Below are 16,956 nucleotides of genomic sequence, written 5' to 3' on the forward strand. Positions count from 1 at the left end.
CTGCTCGGCGTGCTCCGCCCGCCGCGCCCGTTCTCTCGCTCCGCCCGCTCCGCCGGCTGCGCCCGCTCTCTCACTCCGCCCGCTCGGGCTACTCGGCCTTCTCGGCCGCCGCGGCCAGCCCGGCCGACCACTTCTCCTCGACGTTGCCGAGCTTCCAGTAGGCGATCGCCGCCGCCCAGGTGAGCACGAAGAGGCCGACGATGGCGTAGCCGACGAAGTTGAGGTCGAGCTCGCCGATCCAGGCGACCGGGCCGCTGGTGACCTCCAGCTTCTCGCCGAGCAGGCCGATCAGCTCGATCGAGCCGATGACGAGGGCGACCACCACGGAGAGCCCGGTCACGGTCAGGTTGTAGTAGATCTTGCGGACCGGCTTGGAGAACGCCCACTCGTAGGCGAAGTTCATGAACGAGCCGTCGATGGTGTCCAGCAGGCTCATCCCCGCCGCGAACAGGACCGGCAGCACCAGCAGGGCGTACCAGGGCAGTTGGAACGCCGCCGCGCCGCCCGCCAGCACCAGCAGCGAGACCTCGGTGGCGGTGTCGAAGCCGAGCCCGAAGAGCAGGCCCACCGGGTACATGTGCCAGGACTTGGTGACGGCCCTGGTCACCCGCCCCAGGATGCGGTTCATCAGGCCGCGCTTCTCCAGCTGCTCCTCCAGCTCGGCCTCGTCGAACTCGCCCTCGCGCATCTTGCGGAACACCCTGAGGATGCCGTTGAAGGCCCCCAGGTTGATCAGGCCGAGCGCGAGCAGGAACGTCCCGGAGACGGTGACGCCGATCAGGCCGGTCGCCTCGTGCAGGGTGGAGTCGTCGGCCTCCAGCTGCCCGGCGAGCGACTTGATGCCGAAGGCGAGCAGGGCGCAGAGGCCGAAGACGATGGAGGAGTGACCGAGCGAGAACCAGAAGCCGACCGACAGCGGCCGCTTGCCCTGGCCCATCAGCTTGCGGGTGGTGTTGTCGATGGCGGCGATGTGGTCCGCGTCGAAGGCGTGCCGCATGCCGAGGGTGTAGGCGGTGAGGCCCATGCCCGCCCCGAAGACCTGGCCGCCCACGTCGTAGTGCTCGGGCGCGATGACCGCGAGCAGCGTGAACCAGCCGATCACGTGCAGGGCGAGGATGAATCCCCCCATGCCGGCCAGGCGGATCCATTCCTCACGGGTGAGCCGGTCGCGCCAGCGGGGGCCGGTCATCGTTTCGTCCTTTCCTGGGCCTTTCGAGCTGGGCCATCTTTCCCCCAGGAGGGAAGTAGTTGCAAGTCATGTGCAACTACGAGCCGGTCACCTTCACCGCGCGACCACGCCCGCAGCACTCGTCATGAACCGTACAAACGCTCGTAACCTCCAGGGCCTTTCGGTCGCCCGTCTACGCGCGGATACTCGACCTCTACGCGCGAATACTCGGCGCCGCCCCCTCAACTCCCCACGGAGGAACGGCACATGAACCGCACTCGAACGGCTGCCGCGCTGGCCTCGTCGGCCCTGTTCGCGGCCGGCCTGACCACGCTGGCCCCCACCGCGTCCGCCACCCCGACCGCCGGCGTCGCCCCCACCGCGGCCACCGCCGCCCTGACCGCCACCCCCCACCGGGTGCTGTTCGACAACAGCAAGGGCGAGACCGCCGGGAACGCCGACTGGATCATCTCCACCGCCCAGCCCGACCCGCTCGCCCAGAACGCCAGCCCCACCACCGAGAAGAGCTGGACCGGCGCGCTCTCCGCCTGGGGCGTCGCCCTCCAGAAGACCGGCCAGTACAGCCTCAAGACCCTCCCGGCCGGCTCCACCATCAGCTACGGCACGGGCGCCGCCCTGGACCTCGCCAAGTTCGACACCTTCGTGGTCCCCGAGCCGAACATCCGGTTCAGCGCCGCCGAGAAGGCCGCGCTGATCCGCTTCGTGCAGAACGGCGGCGGGCTCTTCCTGATCTCGGACCACACCCAGAGCGACCGCAACAACGACGGCTGGGACTCCCCCGCGATCATCAACGACCTGTTCACCGACAACGGCGTGGACGACGACGACCCGTTCGGGATCTCGGTCGACGTCAAGAACATCTCCACCGACAACCCGCGCGCCGTCGCCGACGCCGCCGACCCGGTGCTGCACGGCCCGTTCGGCACCGTCACCGGCTCGATCCTGCGCTCCGGCACCACCTTCACCCTCGAGCCGGCCGACAACCCGAACGTCAAGGGCCTCGTCTACCGGACCGGCTACAGCGGCACCACCGGCGCCTTCTTCGCCACCAGCACCTACGGCTCCGGCCGGGTCGCGGTCTGGGGCGACAGCTCCCCGGCCGACGACGGCACCGGGCAGCCGGGCAACAACCTCTTCAACGGCTGGAACGACCCGGCCGGCACCAACGCCGCCCTGGCGCTGAACGCCACGGCGTGGCTCAGCAAGGCCTGACGGCGGGGCCCCGCCGTCCTGGTGGGCCCGGCCCGGGCCGGGCTCACCAGGACAGCGCCCGCCGCCTCCCCTAGGGTCGGAATGCTGACGCCCGCGGCGCGGGGCCGCTCCGGCCACCCCGCCCCACGGGCCCGCCGACCGGGACCGCTGGGAGCCGCCATGTCGCACCCGACCCCCTCGTACCCCTTCCGCACCACCCGCGAGGACCTGCGCATCCCCCTCTCCGACGGCACCGAGCTCCGCGCGCGGCTCTGGCGCCCGGTGACCGACGCACCGGTGCCCGCCGTGCTGGAGTACTCCGCCGGCCGCCTCACCGACTGGACCGCCACCGACGACGCCCGCCGCCACCCCTGGTACGCCGGCCACGGCTACGCCTGCCTCCGGGTCGACGCCCGCGGTCACGGCAACTCCGGCGGCCGGCCCGCCGGCACCGGCGAGCCCGCCCCGGCCGACCCGTCGGCCGTCGATTCGGCGGACGGCGCCGAGGTCCTCACCTGGCTGGCCACCCAGCCCTGGTGCAGCGGCCGGATCGGTCTGCTCGGCACCGGCGCCGCCGGCCGCACCGCGCTGCTCCTGGCCGCCCGCGCCCCGGACGCCGTCCACGCCGTGGTCGCCGCCTGCCCCGAGGTCGGCGACCGCCTCGGCGGCGCCGTCCCGGCCGCCGACCTGCACGTCCGCGCCACCGCCCGGCTCGCCGACGCGGCCCGCCCGCCGGACCCGCAGTACGTCGGCGACGACTGGGCGCGGATGTGGCGCGAGCGGCTGGAGTCGCTGGAGCCGTCCTTCCCGCAGCGGCTCGCCGCCGCGACCGGGCAGCCGGCGCCCGGGGAGCCGCCCGGCACCGCCGTCGTCCCCACCTTCGCCGTCGCCGGCTGGGGCGACCCGTCCTGCTCCGCCGTCCTGGGGCTGCTCTCCTCCGGCCCCGTCCCGGTCCGCGCCGTGCTCGGCCCCTGGCCGCACGGGCTGCCCGACGAGGTCCTGCCGGAAACGCTGCGCTGGTGGGACCACTGGCTCCGGGACGTCGACAGCGGCGCCCTGAAGACCCCCGTCCTGCGCAGCTGGATCAGCGGCCGCTGGACCGGCGAGGAGGCCTGGCCCTCCCCCGACGTCCGGGACATCCACTACGGCCTCGACGGCCCGCTGCGCACCGCCGGCACCGCCTCCGACGACCGCTACGTCCAGGTCCGCTCACCCCAGCACACCGGTCTCAACGCCGGTGCGTACGTCCCGCTCGGCCGCCCCGCCGACCTGCCGCCGGACCAGCGCGAGGAGGACGGGCGCTCGGTGTGCTTCGACTCCCTGCCGCTGCCGGAACCGCTCGAACTGCTCGGCGTCCCGTCCCTGCAGCTGCGGCTGCGCCCCTCGGCAGGCGCCGGCCTGGTGGTCGCCCGGCTCTGCGACGTCGCCCCGGACGGCACGTCCGCGCTGGTCACCCGCGGCGCGCTGGCCGCGCCCCCGGCCGGGGACCCGGCGCCCGACGCCGTCGTCGAGCTCGCCGCGACCGGCCACACCGTGCCGGCCGGGCACCGCCTGCGGCTCGCGCTCTCCTCCACCTACTGGCCGTGGCTCTGGCCGGACCCCGAGCCCGCCGGCTTCGGCCTCGACCCCTCGCACAGCACCCTCACGCTCCCGGTGCGCCACCTGGCCGCGGACTCCGGCGCCGAGCCCGTCGGCTTCGCCTCCCCCACCCTCCCGCTGCCCCCGCCGCTCCACATCACCGAACCGCTCACCGCCCGCCCGGAACGCCTCACCGTCCACGACATCGGCCGGCACGAGTGGCGCACCGAGCTCTCGCCCGCCGGCGACGGCACCCGCACCCACCCCGACGGCCTGGTCCGCGACGAGCACACCGTCACCGCCTACCGCATCCTCACCGGTGCCCCGCTCAGCGCCCAGGCCCGCACCGACCACAGCGTCCGGCTCGAACGCCCGGCCATCGGCTGGGACGTCACCATCCACACCCGCACCGAACTCCGCTGCACCGCGACCCACTTCCTCGCCCACACCCACCTGACCGCCCTCGAAGCCGGCACCACCGTCTTCACCCGCGACTGGCAGCACCGCATCCCGCGGAAGGGCGCCTGAGCGAGGCGAGGACGCGCGCCGCCCGGCACGGGCTCCCCTGTGACCCGTGCCGGGCGACGACGACCGTGGTGGCTGCCGGTCAGCGCCGCCAGGACGGGGCGGTGGCGATGGCCTTGAGCTGGTCGAGGCCGAGGGCCGGGGTGCCCGGGCGGAAGGTGTAGCCGTTCTCCCCGTTCCACTCGTTGATCTCGATGGCCCGGCCGTCGGCGTAGTGGACCGCCGCCGACCAGTGCAGGATCGGGTCGACCGCCGTCTTGCCGTTCCCGAACATGTTGGTGACGACGGTGCTGCCGTCCGGCCGGCGTTCCCGGACCGCCAGCGGGCCCGCCGAACCCTCCGACTCCGCGTACTCCTTGTCGCTGATGCCCCGCTCGCCCGGCTCGGTGACGCTCACCGAGAGCATGCTGGTGCGGCCCTCGTACGTCACCGTGAGGTGCGGTCCGTTCCGGCCGTCCTGCCCGGACGGCACGGCGCCCGGGGGGAGCAGCGGGACGAGCGCCGCCAGCAGCTCCTCCGCCTTCGGACCAGGTTCGGGCGTCGGCGGCTTGGGCGCGTTCTCCCGCGCCGGCAGGGCGTCGAAGAGCCGCTCCCAGGCCGGCGCGGTCACCAGGGCTCGCAGCTGCTCGGCGTCGAGCGGCGGGCTCTCCCGGTTCGGCGTGGCCGGCTGCCCGTTGTGCTCGGTGATCATCACCTGTCGGCCGTCCGGCGCCGCCCAGGTGGCGCGCCACTCGCGGTGGTCGTCGGTGTTGCGGTCCTTGAGCTTGTCGACCACCAGCGCGGAGCCGTCGGGGGCGACGGTCCGCTCGCAGGACTCCTGCGGCATGGTGAAGCCGTCCATGCAGACGGCGCCCGCCTCCGGAGTGAGCTCGGTGCGGCTGACGGTGTAGGAGATGAGGCTCTCCCCCTTGCCGTCGTCGAACAGGACCGTGCCGCCGGTCTGGTACCGATCGCCGTTCGGTGCGCCCTCGGCGGGCGTGGCCGCGAACAGCACCCGGGACTTCCCCTGCGGCAGCAGCGCCGTGAACAGGTCGATCGACTCCTCGGCGGTCATCGGGCGGACCGGCTCGGTGGCCGGATGTGCCGCGTGCGAGCCGGGCCAGCCGACGACGGTGGTGAGACCCGCGGTGACCACCAGCGCGGCCGCCAGCCCGCCGGCGACCAGGGCACGCCGCTGGTTGCGCCGGCGCCGGCCACGGCGCTCGGCGGCGGCTGCGAGCGTGTGCAGCCCCGGTTCGGGCGCGAGCGCCACGGCGCCGCGCAGGGCCTGGGCGAATTCGTCCTCAAAGGACACGACCGAGCACCGCCTTCCTGCCAGTGGGATCCGTTGTCGCGAGGCCGCCGGTGCCGCCGCTGTCGCCCCCGGCCTCCCCGCCGTCGCCGAGGCTCTCGCCGAGGGTGGCGCGCATCCGGGCCAGCGCCCGGCTGCTGCGCGAACGCACGGCCGTACTGCTCAGCCGCAGCGCCGCCGCGGTCTCCTCGACGCTTCGGTCCTCCCAGAACCGCAGCACGAGTACCGCGCGGTCCTGCGCCGGGAGCTCGCCGAGGGCGCGCAGCAGGGTGAGCCGCAGCGCCGGGTCCGGGCCGTCCACCGCGATGTCCGGAAGGGTGTCGGTCACCCGCTCCGAGCTGCTGCGCCGCCGCCGGTACGACAGGAAGGTGTTCACCAGCACGGTCTGGGCGTACCCGCTCGGGTTGTCCAGGCGGGATATCCGGCGCCACTTCACGAAGACGCGCCCGAGCGCCTCCTGGACCAGGTCCTCGGCCAGGTGGGCGTCTCCGCCGGTGAGAAGGAAGGCGGTGCGCAACAGGTGTCGGCCCCGCGAGACCGCGAAGGCCGGGAAGTCGGGCGGCACCGGCTCGGCCGGCTGTTCCGCGCTCGTTGAGTGGTCCATGCCCTTCTAACGCTGTGGACACGCCGTCATGTGGCAGCGGTGGGGGAGGATCCTTTCACGGGTGCGTACCGGCGAGCCGGCGGGCCGCCGCAGGACGGCCCGGACGCACGCCGCGGCCGCCCGGTCGGGACCGGGCGGCCGCGGGTCTCACCACGGGTGCGTCAGCTGGTGGCGATCGAGGTGTCGTCGATCACGAAGCTCGTCTGCAGCGAGGAGTCCTCGGTGCCGTTGAACTTCAGGGTGACGGACTGGCCCGCGTAGGCCGACAGGTCGAAGGTGCGCAGCTGGTAGCCGGCGGCGGCGTCCACGTTGGAGTAGGTCTTCAGCGTGGTGCCGTTGACGGTCACGGTCAGCTTGTCGTACACGGTCGAGCCGGACTCACCGGTGTCGATGTGCAGGTAGAAGCTGAGGGTGGCCTTGCAGCCGGACGGGATGGTGACCGTCTGGGAGAGGCTGTCCGTGTGGGTCGAGCCGTAGCCGTTCAGCCAGGCCTTCCAGGACCCGCCGTGCGCGGCCTGCGAGGAGCTGTTGTCGACCACACCGCTGCTGGCCGTCCACGGCGTGGCCGCGCCCGACTCGAAGCCCGCGTTGCCCAGCAGCTGAGCCGGGGTGCAGGTGCCGCCACCGCCGTTGACCGTCCAGGTGAAGCTGGTGCTCCCGGTCTTGTTCGCGGCGTCCTTGGCCGTGACGGTGACGTTGTACGTCCCCGTCGCGGTCGCGGTGCCGGAGATCAGGCCGGTGGAGGCGTTGATCGACAGACCGGTGGGCAGGCCGGTGGCCGAGTAGCTGAGCGGGGCGGTGCCGCCCCCGGCCGAGATCTGCAGGCTGACCGAGCCGTTGACCGCGGTGGTCTGGTCGCCCGGGTTGGTCACCGAGACCGCGCCGCTGCCGGCCGGCTTGGTGAGCAGGCAGCCGCTGACGTTGAGGTCGATCACGCGGCCGTTGCCGAGGCAGGTGGTGAACCAGTACGTCTGCTCACCGTAGCTCTGGCCCTTGACGACCTTGGTGGTGCCGTCGGCGGCCACCTCGCACGGGTTGTTGAGGGTGCACATCGCACCGTCGTCGTTGCCGGTGTTGTTGATGCCGACGATCTTCTTGGTGGCGGCGTCGACGATCGGCGAACCGGACGTGCCGTGCGTGGTGTTGCAGCCCGTGCTGTAGCGGATCGAGTCGTGCCAGGTCCACTCGTCCTCGCGCAGCGTGGGGACGAAGCCGTTGATCGAGCAGTTCCACACCTGCTTCCAGTACGACGACGGTATGAACATCGCCGAGCCGTCGGCCGGGTGGGTGTCACTGATCGTCAGCGCCGTCGCGCCGTACTTCGAGCCGATCGTCGCGAAGGTGTCGGTCAGCTGGTACAGCGCGACGTCGGTGCCGGTCATCGTGGCGTAGAGCACCTTGTCGGCCTGGACGGTGCCGAGCGAGCCGCCGGAGGCGTTCAGCAGCGTGCCGCTGCGGCTGGCGGTCTGGTTCTGGATGACCACGCCGGACGCCGGCATGGTCGGCAGGCAGTGGCCGTTGGTGAGCATCATCGCCCGGTCGGTGTCGACCGAGGAGGGGTAACGCACCAGCGAGGCGGAGCAGTTGCTCAGTGCGATGGTGGACGTCAGGTCGCCGGCCTGGACCGCCTGGGCGGGGGTCGCGGCCAGGGTCAGGCCACCTGCGATGACCGCTCCGGCACCGGCCAGAGCGGCAAATCTCTTCAACATGGCTCTCCTTGTGGGGGATTGCGGGGCGTACGACCGGTCGCGGACGCCCGCGCCGCATGAAAGTGCCATGACCACTTCAATGCGGTCAACCATGCCGACAGAACTCGCGCCCTCGATTCCGCCCCGCGCACCACCGTCACGACGGCGGCCCGCCACCCCCGCCATCACGAACACCCCTACCGGACAGGGGAGATGCCGAAACCTTCCACCCCGTGCAGGAACCTGCCGGATCCGCCGCGCCACTGGCCGCGCGGTCAGCGCCGGGCGCCGGCCGCCCGGCGCCCGGCGCCCGGCACCCACCCACCGACCCCGTAGGATGCGGCCGGCACCGACAACCGGCTGCGCACGGGAGATTTGATGATGAGTCAGTGGATCACGCTCGGCGAGCCGGGCGGCATCGAGGCGTACCTGCACCGCCCGGAGGGCCAGGTGCGTGGCGCCGTGGTGGTCTGCTCGGAGCTGTACGGGGTGAACGACTACGTCCGGCAGACCTGCGCGGACCTGGCCCGCGCCGGATACGCCGCGCTGGCGCCCGACTACTACTGGCGCAACGCCCGCCGTACCGCGCTCGGTTACTCGCCGGAGGAGCGCGAGTCCGGCCTGGTGCTGATGCGTGCGCTCGACCGGGACGAGCTGGTCGCGGACGCCGCGGCCGCCCTCGCGGCGGCCCGCACCGAGGCCGGCGGCCGGGGTGTGGCCTTCCTGGGGCTGAGCATGGGCGGGCACGTCGCGGTGCGCGCGGCCACCGCGCTGCGCTTCGAACTGGCCGCCGTGTTCTACCCGGGCTGGCTGCTCAACAGCGGGTTCCCGCTGGTCGGCCCGACGCCCCCGCTGGAGACCGCCGACCGGATCGCCGCCAACGGCGCCTTCCTGCTGGGGTTCTGCGGCGAGCTGGACCACATCATCCCGGCCGAGGAGTGGCAGCAGGCCGAGCAGCGCCTGGCCGAGGCCGAGGTCCCGCACGAGCTCGTCTCCTACCCCGGCGCCCGCCACGGCTTCGCCTGCTCCGACCGCCCGGCCGACTACGACCCGGAGGCCGGCGCCGACGCCTGGCGCCGGGTGTACGCGGCCCTGGCCGACCACCTGTAGGCGGCCCGGTGGGCGACCCGCCCACCGCACCCGTACAGGTGGCAGGGCGCCGCCGGTCGGTCCGACCGGCGGCGCCCCGCCCGCGCTCGGCCCTCGTGGGCCCTCGGGTCCCCGCGAGGGCCCGGCTACGGCTCCGGGAAGGTGTCCTCGTCCACGTCGCTGGTCTTCGCGTTGCCGCCCACCGTCGGCTGCAGCGTGATCGACCACGAGGTGTAGGTGCGGCCGGTCTCGAAGGCCATGGTGTCGTCGAACTTACTGAAGTCGCAGCTCTGGGTGAACGTCTTGAGCGACGGGTCCCAGTCGATGCCGCCGGAGAAGTAGACGTCGTAGGTGCCGTCCTCGACGCCCTCGATGGACGCCTTCTTGCCCTTGCCGACGTAGACCGAGTGGATCGACTTGCCGTTCTGCGCGAGCGAGACCACGGCGTCGGAGCTGCCGCCGTTGTCGACGTTGAGCACGCCCTCGCCCTTGAGCCGACCCTCGCGGACCATCGTTCCGTTGCCCAGCGAGCGGGTCTGCAACTGGCCCGTCTCCGGGGCGTTGTACGTCGTCGGGTACCCGGCGGCGGCCATCTGCTGGAGGGCCGCCGGGATGCCCTTCAGGCCGGCGGACTGGCCGATCTTCGCGAGTGCCGCGCCGGGGGTGCAGTAGCTCTTGCGCTTGATCCCGCTCTTGGCCGAGTCCAGGTCGGTGGCCAGCTGGTTGAGCGCGATCACCAGCTGGCGCCGGGCGGTGGTGACGGTGGCGGGCTCGTTGGCGTAGTCCAGGCCGGTGGCGGCCGACCGCACGGCGGTGGCGGCCTCCCCCACGGAGGTGGAGAAGGCGTCGAGACTGGCGGACGGGTTGAGCTTGCCGAGGGCGGCGTTCACCTTGTCGATCTGGACCGTCAGGACCGGGCCGTACGGCGGCTTGGTCGGCGTCGGCGTGGGCGTCGGCGTGGGCGTCCGGGTGGCGGTCGGGCTCGCGGTCGCAGCCGAGGTCGCCGGGTCGCTCTTCCCCTGCCCCAGGCCGAAGGCGTCCGAACCCCCGGACCCGCCGCTGGAGCACGCCGCCAACAGCAGCGCGGTGCCGGCCGCCAGGCCGGCCTTCGTGATGGACCTCATCCGCTCCCCCGGTGATCTCTCCTGCACGCTCCGTGCATTCCCCGCCGCCATGATCCCGAGCCGGTGGGACGCGGTCAACAGGGCGTACAGACGGCGTACGGAAGCATATGCGGGGCGCGAGAGGGGGCGCACGATGGGGCACTCACCGTCAACTACGATCGGCTCGTGCTCAGGCTTACGGGACTCCCCCTCCAGATCATCGCCTCCGTCGTCGCGATCGGCGTCTTCGCCGCCACGATGTGGCTCTGGCCGAGATTCGGCGGGCGGAGCTGGAAGGCCTGGCTCGGCCGGATCGGCACCTTCCTCGCCACCCAGATCTCGGTGCTGGTCGCGATGGGCCTGATCGCCAACGGTTACTTCGGCTTCTACAGCTCCTGGACCGACCTGCTCGGCACCAACGGCGGGCCGGGCACGGTGGTCGACCACCAGCCGAACGCCGCCGTCGCCATCACCGGCGAGCAGAAGTTCTACGCGCAGCAGGGCTCCAACCCGGAGCGCGTCGGCCTGATCCACAAGGTCGACGTCAAAGGGGCCACCACCGGCCTGAGCACCGACGGCTTCGTCTACCTGCCGCCGCAGTACTTCCAGCCGGAGTACGCCAAGCAGAAGTTCCCGATGGCGCTGGTGCTGGCCGGCTACCCGGGCACGCCGGAGAAGCTGATCTCGCTGATGCAGTACCCGGCCTCCACCCTGGAGGCGATCGAGCAGAAGAAGCTGCCGCCCACCGTCCTGGTGATGATGCGCCCGACCCTCGTCGGCAACCGGGACACCGAGTGCGTCGACGTCCCCAACGGCCCCCAGGTGGAGACCTTCTTCACCAGCGACCTGCCGAAGGCGCTCGCCGGCGAGTACCGCATCGGCACCGACGCCGGCTCGCGCGCCGTGATCGGCAACTCCACCGGCGGCTACTGCGCGCTCAAGTTCGCGCTGCGCAAGCCGGACGCCTACCGGGCCGCCGTCTCGCTGTCCGGCTACTACACCGCGCCGATCGACGAGACCACCGGCGACCTGTTCGGCGGCAGCCCGCAGCTGAAGCAGGAGAACGACCTGCTCTGGCGGCTGCAGAACAAGCCGGCCGCGCCCGTCTCGCTGCTGCTGGCCACCGCGTACGACGAGAACAACTACGCGGCCACCCAGGACATGGTGAAGGCGTTCAAGGCACCGACCAAGCTCTCCACCATCACCCTGGACACCGGCGGCCACAACTTCCACACCTGGACCAGGGAGATCCCGCCCGCGCTGGAGTGGCTGGGCAAGCACCTGACGATGCCGCAGGCCGCCTGAGGCCGGTCGGCCTGCCGATCCGCCCGCGCGGCCGCAGCACCGGGCCCGGCCCGGGGCGGGCCCGAGACCCGGGCCACCCGGGAGATCACAGGCGGCTCATACCCGCGTCTCACGCTCCTCTCAGCCGGGCGGCCGAGCGTAGCGCCCATGACCACGACCAGCTTCACCCCGCCGGCCGGGGACCCGTGGCCCGAGGCGTCGGTCCACCCGCCCGAGGTGCCGCAGCCCGCGCCGGAGCACCGGGAGCCGGCCGGCGGGCCGCTCTTCCCGGAGTACCCGCTGCCGCCCGCCGGCCCCAGGGGACCGGCCTCCTGGACCGGCCGACTGCGCACCCTCCCGGCCCGCACCCTGCGGGGCCGTGCCGACGACCCGCGCTGGGTCCGGCCCGCCCTGCTCGCCCTGCTGGCCGCGACCGCCGTCCTCTACCTCTGGGGCCTGAGCGCCTCCGGCTGGGCCAACTCCTTCTACTCGGCCGCCGCCCAGGCCGGCAGCCAGAGCTGGAAGGCCTTCTTCTACGGCTCCTCCGACGCCGGCAACTTCATCACCGTCGACAAGCCCCCGCTCTCGCTCTGGCCGATGGCGCTCGCCGCCCGGATCTTCGGCCTCTCCTCCTGGTCGGTACTGGCCCCGCAGGCGCTGATGGCGGTCGCCACCGTGGCCACCCTGTACGCGACGGTGCGCCGCCGCTTCTCGCCGCTCGGCGGGCTGCTGGCGGGCGCCGCGCTGGCACTGACCCCGGTGGCGGCGCTGATGTTCCGCTTCAACAACCCGGACGCGCTGCTCGTCCTGCTGCTGACCCTGGCCGCGTACGGGCTGGTGCGGGCGATCGAGGCGGCGGGCACCCGCTGGCTGGTGTTCACCGGCGTGATGTTCGGGCTGGCCTTCCTCACCAAGACCCTCCAGGCCTTCCTGGTGCTGCCCGCCTTCGCACTGGTCTACCTGGTGGCCGCACCGACCGGCCTCTGGCGCCGGGTGCGCCAACTGCTCGCCGCCGGAGTGGCCATGGTGGTCGCGGGCGGCTGGTGGGTGGCGATCGTCGAGCTGGTGCCGGCCTCGGCGCGGCCCTACGTCGGCGGCTCGCAGGACAACAGCTTCCTCTCGCTCACCTTCGGCTACAACGGGATCGGACGCCTCAACGGCGACGAGACCGGCAGCGTGGGCGGCGGCGGTCGGCTGCCGGCCGGCATGGAGGCGCCGGCCGGCGCCGGCCGGGGCATGGGCGGCTGGGGCGAGACCGGGATCACCCGGCTGTTCGACGGTGACATCGGCGGGCAGATCGCCTGGCTGATGCCAGCCGCGCTGCTCCTCCTGCTGGTCGGCCTCTGGGCCACCCGGCGTCACACCCGGACGGACACCGCCCGTGCGGCCTTCCTGGTCTGGGGCGGCTGGCTCGTCTGCACCGCGCTCGTCTTCAGCTTCATGTCCGGCATCTTCCACCAGTACTACACGGTGGCGCTTGCCCCCGCCGTCGCAGCGCTGGTCGGCATGGGTGTCGACGGGCTCTGGCGGGCCCGGCACCGGCTCCCGTACGCCGCGGTGCTGGCGGGCACGCTGGCCGTCACGGCGGTCTGGTCCTACGTGCTGCTCGGGCGCAGCGCCGACTTCCTGCCCTGGCTGCGCTGGGCGGTGCTGGTCGGCGGGCTGACCGCGGCCGCGGCGCTGCTGCTGGCCGGGCGGCTGACGGCCGGGCTCGCGACCGTGGTCGGCCTGGTGGGCCTGGCGGCGGCGCTCGGGGGCCCGGCGGCGTACGCGGTGGACACCGTCGGAACGCCGCACACGGGCTCGATCGTGACGGCCGGTCCGGCGGTGCAGGGCGGTTCCTCCGGCCCGGGCGGCCGGGGTCCGCGCGGCGCGGGCGGGCCGGGCGGCGGGCCGTTCCCCGTCAACGGCCGGGTCTTCGTTCCCGGCCCGGGTGGCCCCGGCGCTCCGGGTTTCCCGGGTGGCCAGAGCACTGCGAACGGGCAGGGCGCTGCGAACGGGCAGGGGTTCCCGAACGCCCAGGACGGCCAGGGGACCCAGGACGGCCGCGGTGGCGGGATGCCCCAGGGCGGCCGAGACGGCCGGGCCCCAGGCGGCGCACCCGGCACCGGTCAGAACGGCGGGGCCTTCGAAGGGGCGGGCGGCCCCGGCGGCTTCGGCGGGCTGCTGAACGGCGCCAAGGTGAGCGACGAGGCCGCCGCCGCCCTGCGGCAGGACGCCGACCGTTACACCTGGGCCGCCGCCACCAGCGGCTCGCAGAACGCCGCCAGCTACCAACTCGCCTCCGGCGAGCCGGTGATGGCCCTCGGCGGCTTCAACGGCACCGACCCGTCGCTGAGTCTGAGCGCCTTCCAGCAATACGTGAAGGAGGGCAAGGTGCACTGGTTCATCGGCGGCGGCTCCCGCCGCGGGGGCGGCGCCGGTGCCGGCGGCGGTGCCGAGGAGACGCAGACCGCCCGGATCGAGGAGTGGGTGACGAGCCACTACACCGCCCGGACGGTCGGCGGCTCGACCTTCTACGACCTGAGCCGGCCGCCCTCCTCCTGACCCGTCGCACACCGAAGGGGCGCACCCCGGCCACCGGCCGCGGTGCGCCCCTCGCGCGTCAGGCCCCCCGGACGCCGGTGGTGCGACGACGGGCCCGAGCCCGCGCCCGCGCCGTCACCGCGCCGGGTCGCTGGCGCAGCGCGTCCCGACGGCCGGTACCGTGCCGTCCACCAGGTAGGTGTCGACCGCGGTCCGGATGCAGGCGCTCCAGCCGTAGCCGGTGTGGCCCTCGCCCTCGCGGGTGAGCAGCACGGCCTTGCCGAGCTGGGCGGTGAGCTTCTCGGCCGAGGCGTACGGCGTTGCGGCGTCGCCGGTCGAGCCGACCACGACGATGGTGGCGTCGCTCTTCGAGACGATCGGGTGCGCCTTCTCGGTGGAGCGGAACGGCCAGGCCCGGCAGTCGGGGTCGAACACCGCGAAGCCGGGCTCGTGCCGGGTGAGCAGCGGGGCCTTGGTGGCCATCTCGGCGTAGGCGGCCTGCAGCGCCTCGCCGGTCGGCACGTCGGTGGCGCCGTCGGCACAGTGGATGGCGGTGTAGGCGTCCGCGGAGACGGAGTAACGGCCTTCCTTGTCGCGGTGGTTGGAGTCGTCGGCACGGGCGAGCAGGGCGTCGCCCTTGCCCCGGACCATGGCCGAGCCGATGTCGTTGCGCAGCGACTCCCAGCCCTGCTCGTCGCCGTAGAGACCGTCGATGACGGCGGTCCAGGCCGCGTTGGCGGTGAGCTTGCGCCCGCTCGCAGCGGTCAGCGGCTTCTCCTTGAGGCCGTCGAGGAAGTCGGCGAGCTTGTCGGCGGCCTTCTCCGGGTCCTTGCCGAGCGGGCAGGGGTTCTTGCCGGTGCAGTCGGCGGCGAAGGCCTTGAGCGAGCGCTCGAACGCCGCGTACTGCGCGATGTTGTGCTGGACCAGCGGCACGGACGGGTCGACCGCACCGTCGAGCACGACCCGGCCGACCCGGTCCGGGAACTCCTCGGCGTAGAGGCTGCCGAGGTAGGTGCCGTAGGACATGCCGAGGTAGTTGAGCTTCCGGTCGCCGAGGGCGGCCCGCAGCACGTCCATGTCACGGGCGGTGTTGCGGGTGCCGACGAAGGGCAGCACCTTGCCGTACTTGGCCTGGCAGGCGTCGGCCAGGACCTTGCCGTGGTCGGCGCCGGGCGCGTCGGTGGTGCTCCACTCGTCCCGGGTGCGGTCGTCGAGGCAGTTCAGCGGGGTGGTCTCGCCGACGCCGCGCGGGTCGAAGCCGATGGTGTCGAAGCGGTCGTGGAGCGGGCCCACGAACCGCCCGGGGTTGCGCTTGACCATGCCGACGCCGGAGCCGCCGGGCCCGCCGGGGTTGAGCAGCAGGGAGCCGACCCGCTGGTCCTGCTTGACGGCCGGGTCGCGGACGACGGCGACCTCCAGGGTGTCGCCGGCCGGGTCGGCGTAGTCCAGCGGGACCCTGAGCTTGCCGCACTGCACCGTCGACTCGTCCACCTTGTCGGTCGCCGGGTCGTCCGCGCAGGGCGCCCAGGCGATCCGCTGCCCGTAGAACGGCTTGAGCGCCGGGTCGGCCTCGCCGGTGGGCCTGGGCGTCGGGGTGGGCGTGGCGGTCGGGGTCGGCGCCGCGCCCGGCGTGCCGGTGGTGGCGGCGGGCGACGCGGTGCCGGTGGCCGCGCCGGTGGTTCCGGCCGAGCCGGAACAGCCGGCCAGCAGGGCGGCGGCGACGGCGGCGGGCAGGGCTCCCCGGGAGAACCGGGTGATCATCGAGTGCACCGCACACGAATATCACCCGGTTATCACATCAGTCACATCCTTATTGCCGGGCGGCCGGACGACGGCGGGCACCGCGGGCGGCCCGGCAGTGGGCCCAACGGCACTGCACGGTACGGCCAGTGCACGGCGGGCAGTGGACGGTACAGGCAGTGGACGGTACAGGCAGTGCACAGTACCGGCATTGGGCCCAACCGGCCTTGATGAAACGTTTCATCACCCGTCGCACTGCTGCAGCATGGCCTTCTTGTCGGCCTCGGTGACCGGGAGTCGGTACTTCAGGGAGACCTGGGCGAAGCGGACCGCGTAGGCGCAACGGATGGCGGGGTCGGCCGGCAGCCAGGCGGCCGGGCCCGAGTCGCCCTTGGCGGCGTTCTGCGATCCGTCGGCCGGGAGGAGGTTGAGCGGGTCGTTGGCGATCTGGACGCGCTTGGCCTTGTCCCACCGGGAGGCGCCCATCTGCCAGTCGTAGGAGAGCGGCATCACGTGGTCGATCTGGATCTTCGACGCCTGCTGCTTGGTCCACCGGACGGTCTTGCCGGTGTACGGGTCGTGGATGGTCATCGCGGTCACCACGCAGGCCGAGCCGTCCTTGCGCTCGACCGCACGCCCGTCCCGGGCCAACAGGTCGTTGCGCGTGTCACAGTTGTTGTGGCCGCCCGGCACGCCGTCCACGTTGTCGGTCCACGCCGGGCCGAACTCGTTGCGGTCGTAGCCGTCCTTGGGGCCTGCGGCGGCGGTGGTGACCCCGGCGATGAGGTCGCGGCCGGCCTTCCGGTCGTCCGGCGAAGTCAGCGGCGCCAGGCCGGGCTTGGTGCCGTCGGGGTTCTGCAGCGGGTTCGTGCCGACGCTCCCGCCGGGCGCCGCGGCGTCCGCGGCGGGCTTCTCGGCGCCGCCGGAGCAACCGGCCAGCGCCACGGTGGATATCAGGAAGACGGCGGCGGCGGACACCGCGGTTCGGCGGGCGGGCACGGAGGACTCCCGGAGTGGGGGGCGGCTGACGGCGAACCAGCAGATCAGCCGCCCCACACCGCGTCAAGGCGGCGCAGCACCGGTGCGTTCGAGCATGTCGAAGCTCACACCCGGCGCCGAAGCTCGCACCCGACGCCCGGCCCCGCCCT

11 protein-coding genes and 2 pseudogenes are annotated in these 16,956 nt (G+C 73.2%); 5 read left to right on the plus strand and 8 right to left on the minus strand.

Going from position 1 to position 16,956, the window contains the following annotated elements:
* Positions 1–88 precede the first annotated feature (88 nt).
* Positions 89–1,189: a HoxN/HupN/NixA family nickel/cobalt transporter gene (locus MCM47_RS01250; RefSeq protein WP_238740054.1), complete on the minus strand. Its 1,101-nt coding sequence runs from the start codon at positions 1,187–1,189 to the stop codon at positions 89–91.
* A gap of 246 nt (positions 1,190–1,435) precedes the next feature.
* Here MCM47_RS01250 and MCM47_RS01255 point away from each other — a divergent pair, with 246 nt between their 5' ends.
* Both MCM47_RS01255 and MCM47_RS01260 read left to right on the plus strand, forming a co-directional pair.
* Entirely contained in the window at positions 1,436–2,401 is a 966-nt protein-coding gene (locus tag MCM47_RS01255) for a DUF4350 domain-containing protein (RefSeq protein ID WP_238741546.1), read from the plus strand.
* A gap of 159 nt (positions 2,402–2,560) precedes the next feature.
* Positions 2,561–4,486 carry a CocE/NonD family hydrolase gene (locus MCM47_RS01260; RefSeq protein ID WP_238740056.1) on the plus strand — a complete coding sequence of 642 codons (1,926 nt, stop codon included), beginning with the start codon at positions 2,561–2,563 and terminating at the stop codon, positions 4,484–4,486.
* Between the two features lie 79 nt (positions 4,487–4,565).
* On the opposite strand, the gene MCM47_RS01265 is transcribed toward MCM47_RS01260, so the two are convergent.
* From MCM47_RS01265 to MCM47_RS43935, 4 genes and pseudogenes are all read right to left on the minus strand, one after another.
* Entirely contained in the window at positions 4,566–5,777 is a 1,212-nt protein-coding gene (locus MCM47_RS01265) for a hypothetical protein (RefSeq protein WP_238740058.1), read from the minus strand.
* A complete protein-coding gene (locus MCM47_RS01270) occupies positions 5,767–6,378 on the minus strand; it encodes a SigE family RNA polymerase sigma factor (RefSeq protein ID WP_238740060.1) in 612 nt (203 codons plus the stop codon). The genes MCM47_RS01265 and MCM47_RS01270 overlap by 11 nt, the downstream gene beginning before the upstream one ends.
* A 161-nt stretch (positions 6,379–6,539) precedes the next feature.
* A pseudogene (locus tag MCM47_RS43930) lies at positions 6,540–7,265 on the minus strand (putative Ig domain-containing protein); the annotation flags it as partial.
* Between the two features lie 204 nt (positions 7,266–7,469).
* Positions 7,470–8,252, minus strand: a pseudogene (locus tag MCM47_RS43935) (serine protease); the annotation flags it as partial.
* A gap of 195 nt (positions 8,253–8,447) precedes the next feature.
* Here MCM47_RS43935 and MCM47_RS01280 point away from each other — a divergent pair.
* On the plus strand, positions 8,448–9,176 hold the full coding sequence (locus tag MCM47_RS01280) for a dienelactone hydrolase family protein (protein ID WP_238740062.1): 729 nt from the start codon (positions 8,448–8,450) through the stop codon (positions 9,174–9,176).
* A 125-nt stretch (positions 9,177–9,301) separates the two neighbouring features.
* Here MCM47_RS01280 and MCM47_RS01285 read toward each other — a convergent pair whose 3' ends face one another.
* The gene (locus tag MCM47_RS01285; protein WP_238740064.1) at positions 9,302–10,279 is read right to left on the minus strand and encodes a hypothetical protein; all 978 of its coding nucleotides are present in this window, start codon (positions 10,277–10,279) and stop codon (positions 9,302–9,304) included.
* Between the two features lie 165 nt (positions 10,280–10,444).
* On the opposite strand from MCM47_RS01285, the gene MCM47_RS01290 reads away from it, so the two are divergent.
* Positions 10,445–11,563 (plus strand): esterase family protein, encoded by a 1,119-nt coding sequence (locus MCM47_RS01290; protein ID WP_238740066.1) that lies wholly within the window; start codon positions 10,445–10,447, stop codon positions 11,561–11,563.
* Between the two features lie 147 nt (positions 11,564–11,710).
* Complete coding sequence (locus MCM47_RS01295; protein ID WP_238740068.1) at positions 11,711–14,089, plus strand: glycosyltransferase family 39 protein; 2,379 nt, start codon at positions 11,711–11,713, stop codon at positions 14,087–14,089.
* Positions 14,090–14,203: 114 nt separating this feature from the next.
* Here MCM47_RS01295 and MCM47_RS01300 read toward each other — a convergent pair whose 3' ends face one another.
* Positions 14,204–15,829 (minus strand): alpha/beta hydrolase, encoded by a 1,626-nt coding sequence (locus MCM47_RS01300; protein WP_238740070.1) that lies wholly within the window; start codon positions 15,827–15,829, stop codon positions 14,204–14,206.
* Between the two features lie 222 nt (positions 15,830–16,051).
* On the minus strand, positions 16,052–16,807 hold the full coding sequence (locus MCM47_RS01305; protein ID WP_238740072.1) for an HNH endonuclease family protein: 756 nt from the start codon (positions 16,805–16,807) through the stop codon (positions 16,052–16,054).
* Positions 16,808–16,956: the final 149 nt, after the last annotated feature.

The organism is Kitasatospora sp. A2-31, assembly GCF_022288725.1.
In the GTDB taxonomy this organism is placed as follows: domain Bacteria; phylum Actinomycetota; class Actinomycetes; order Streptomycetales; family Streptomycetaceae; genus Kitasatospora.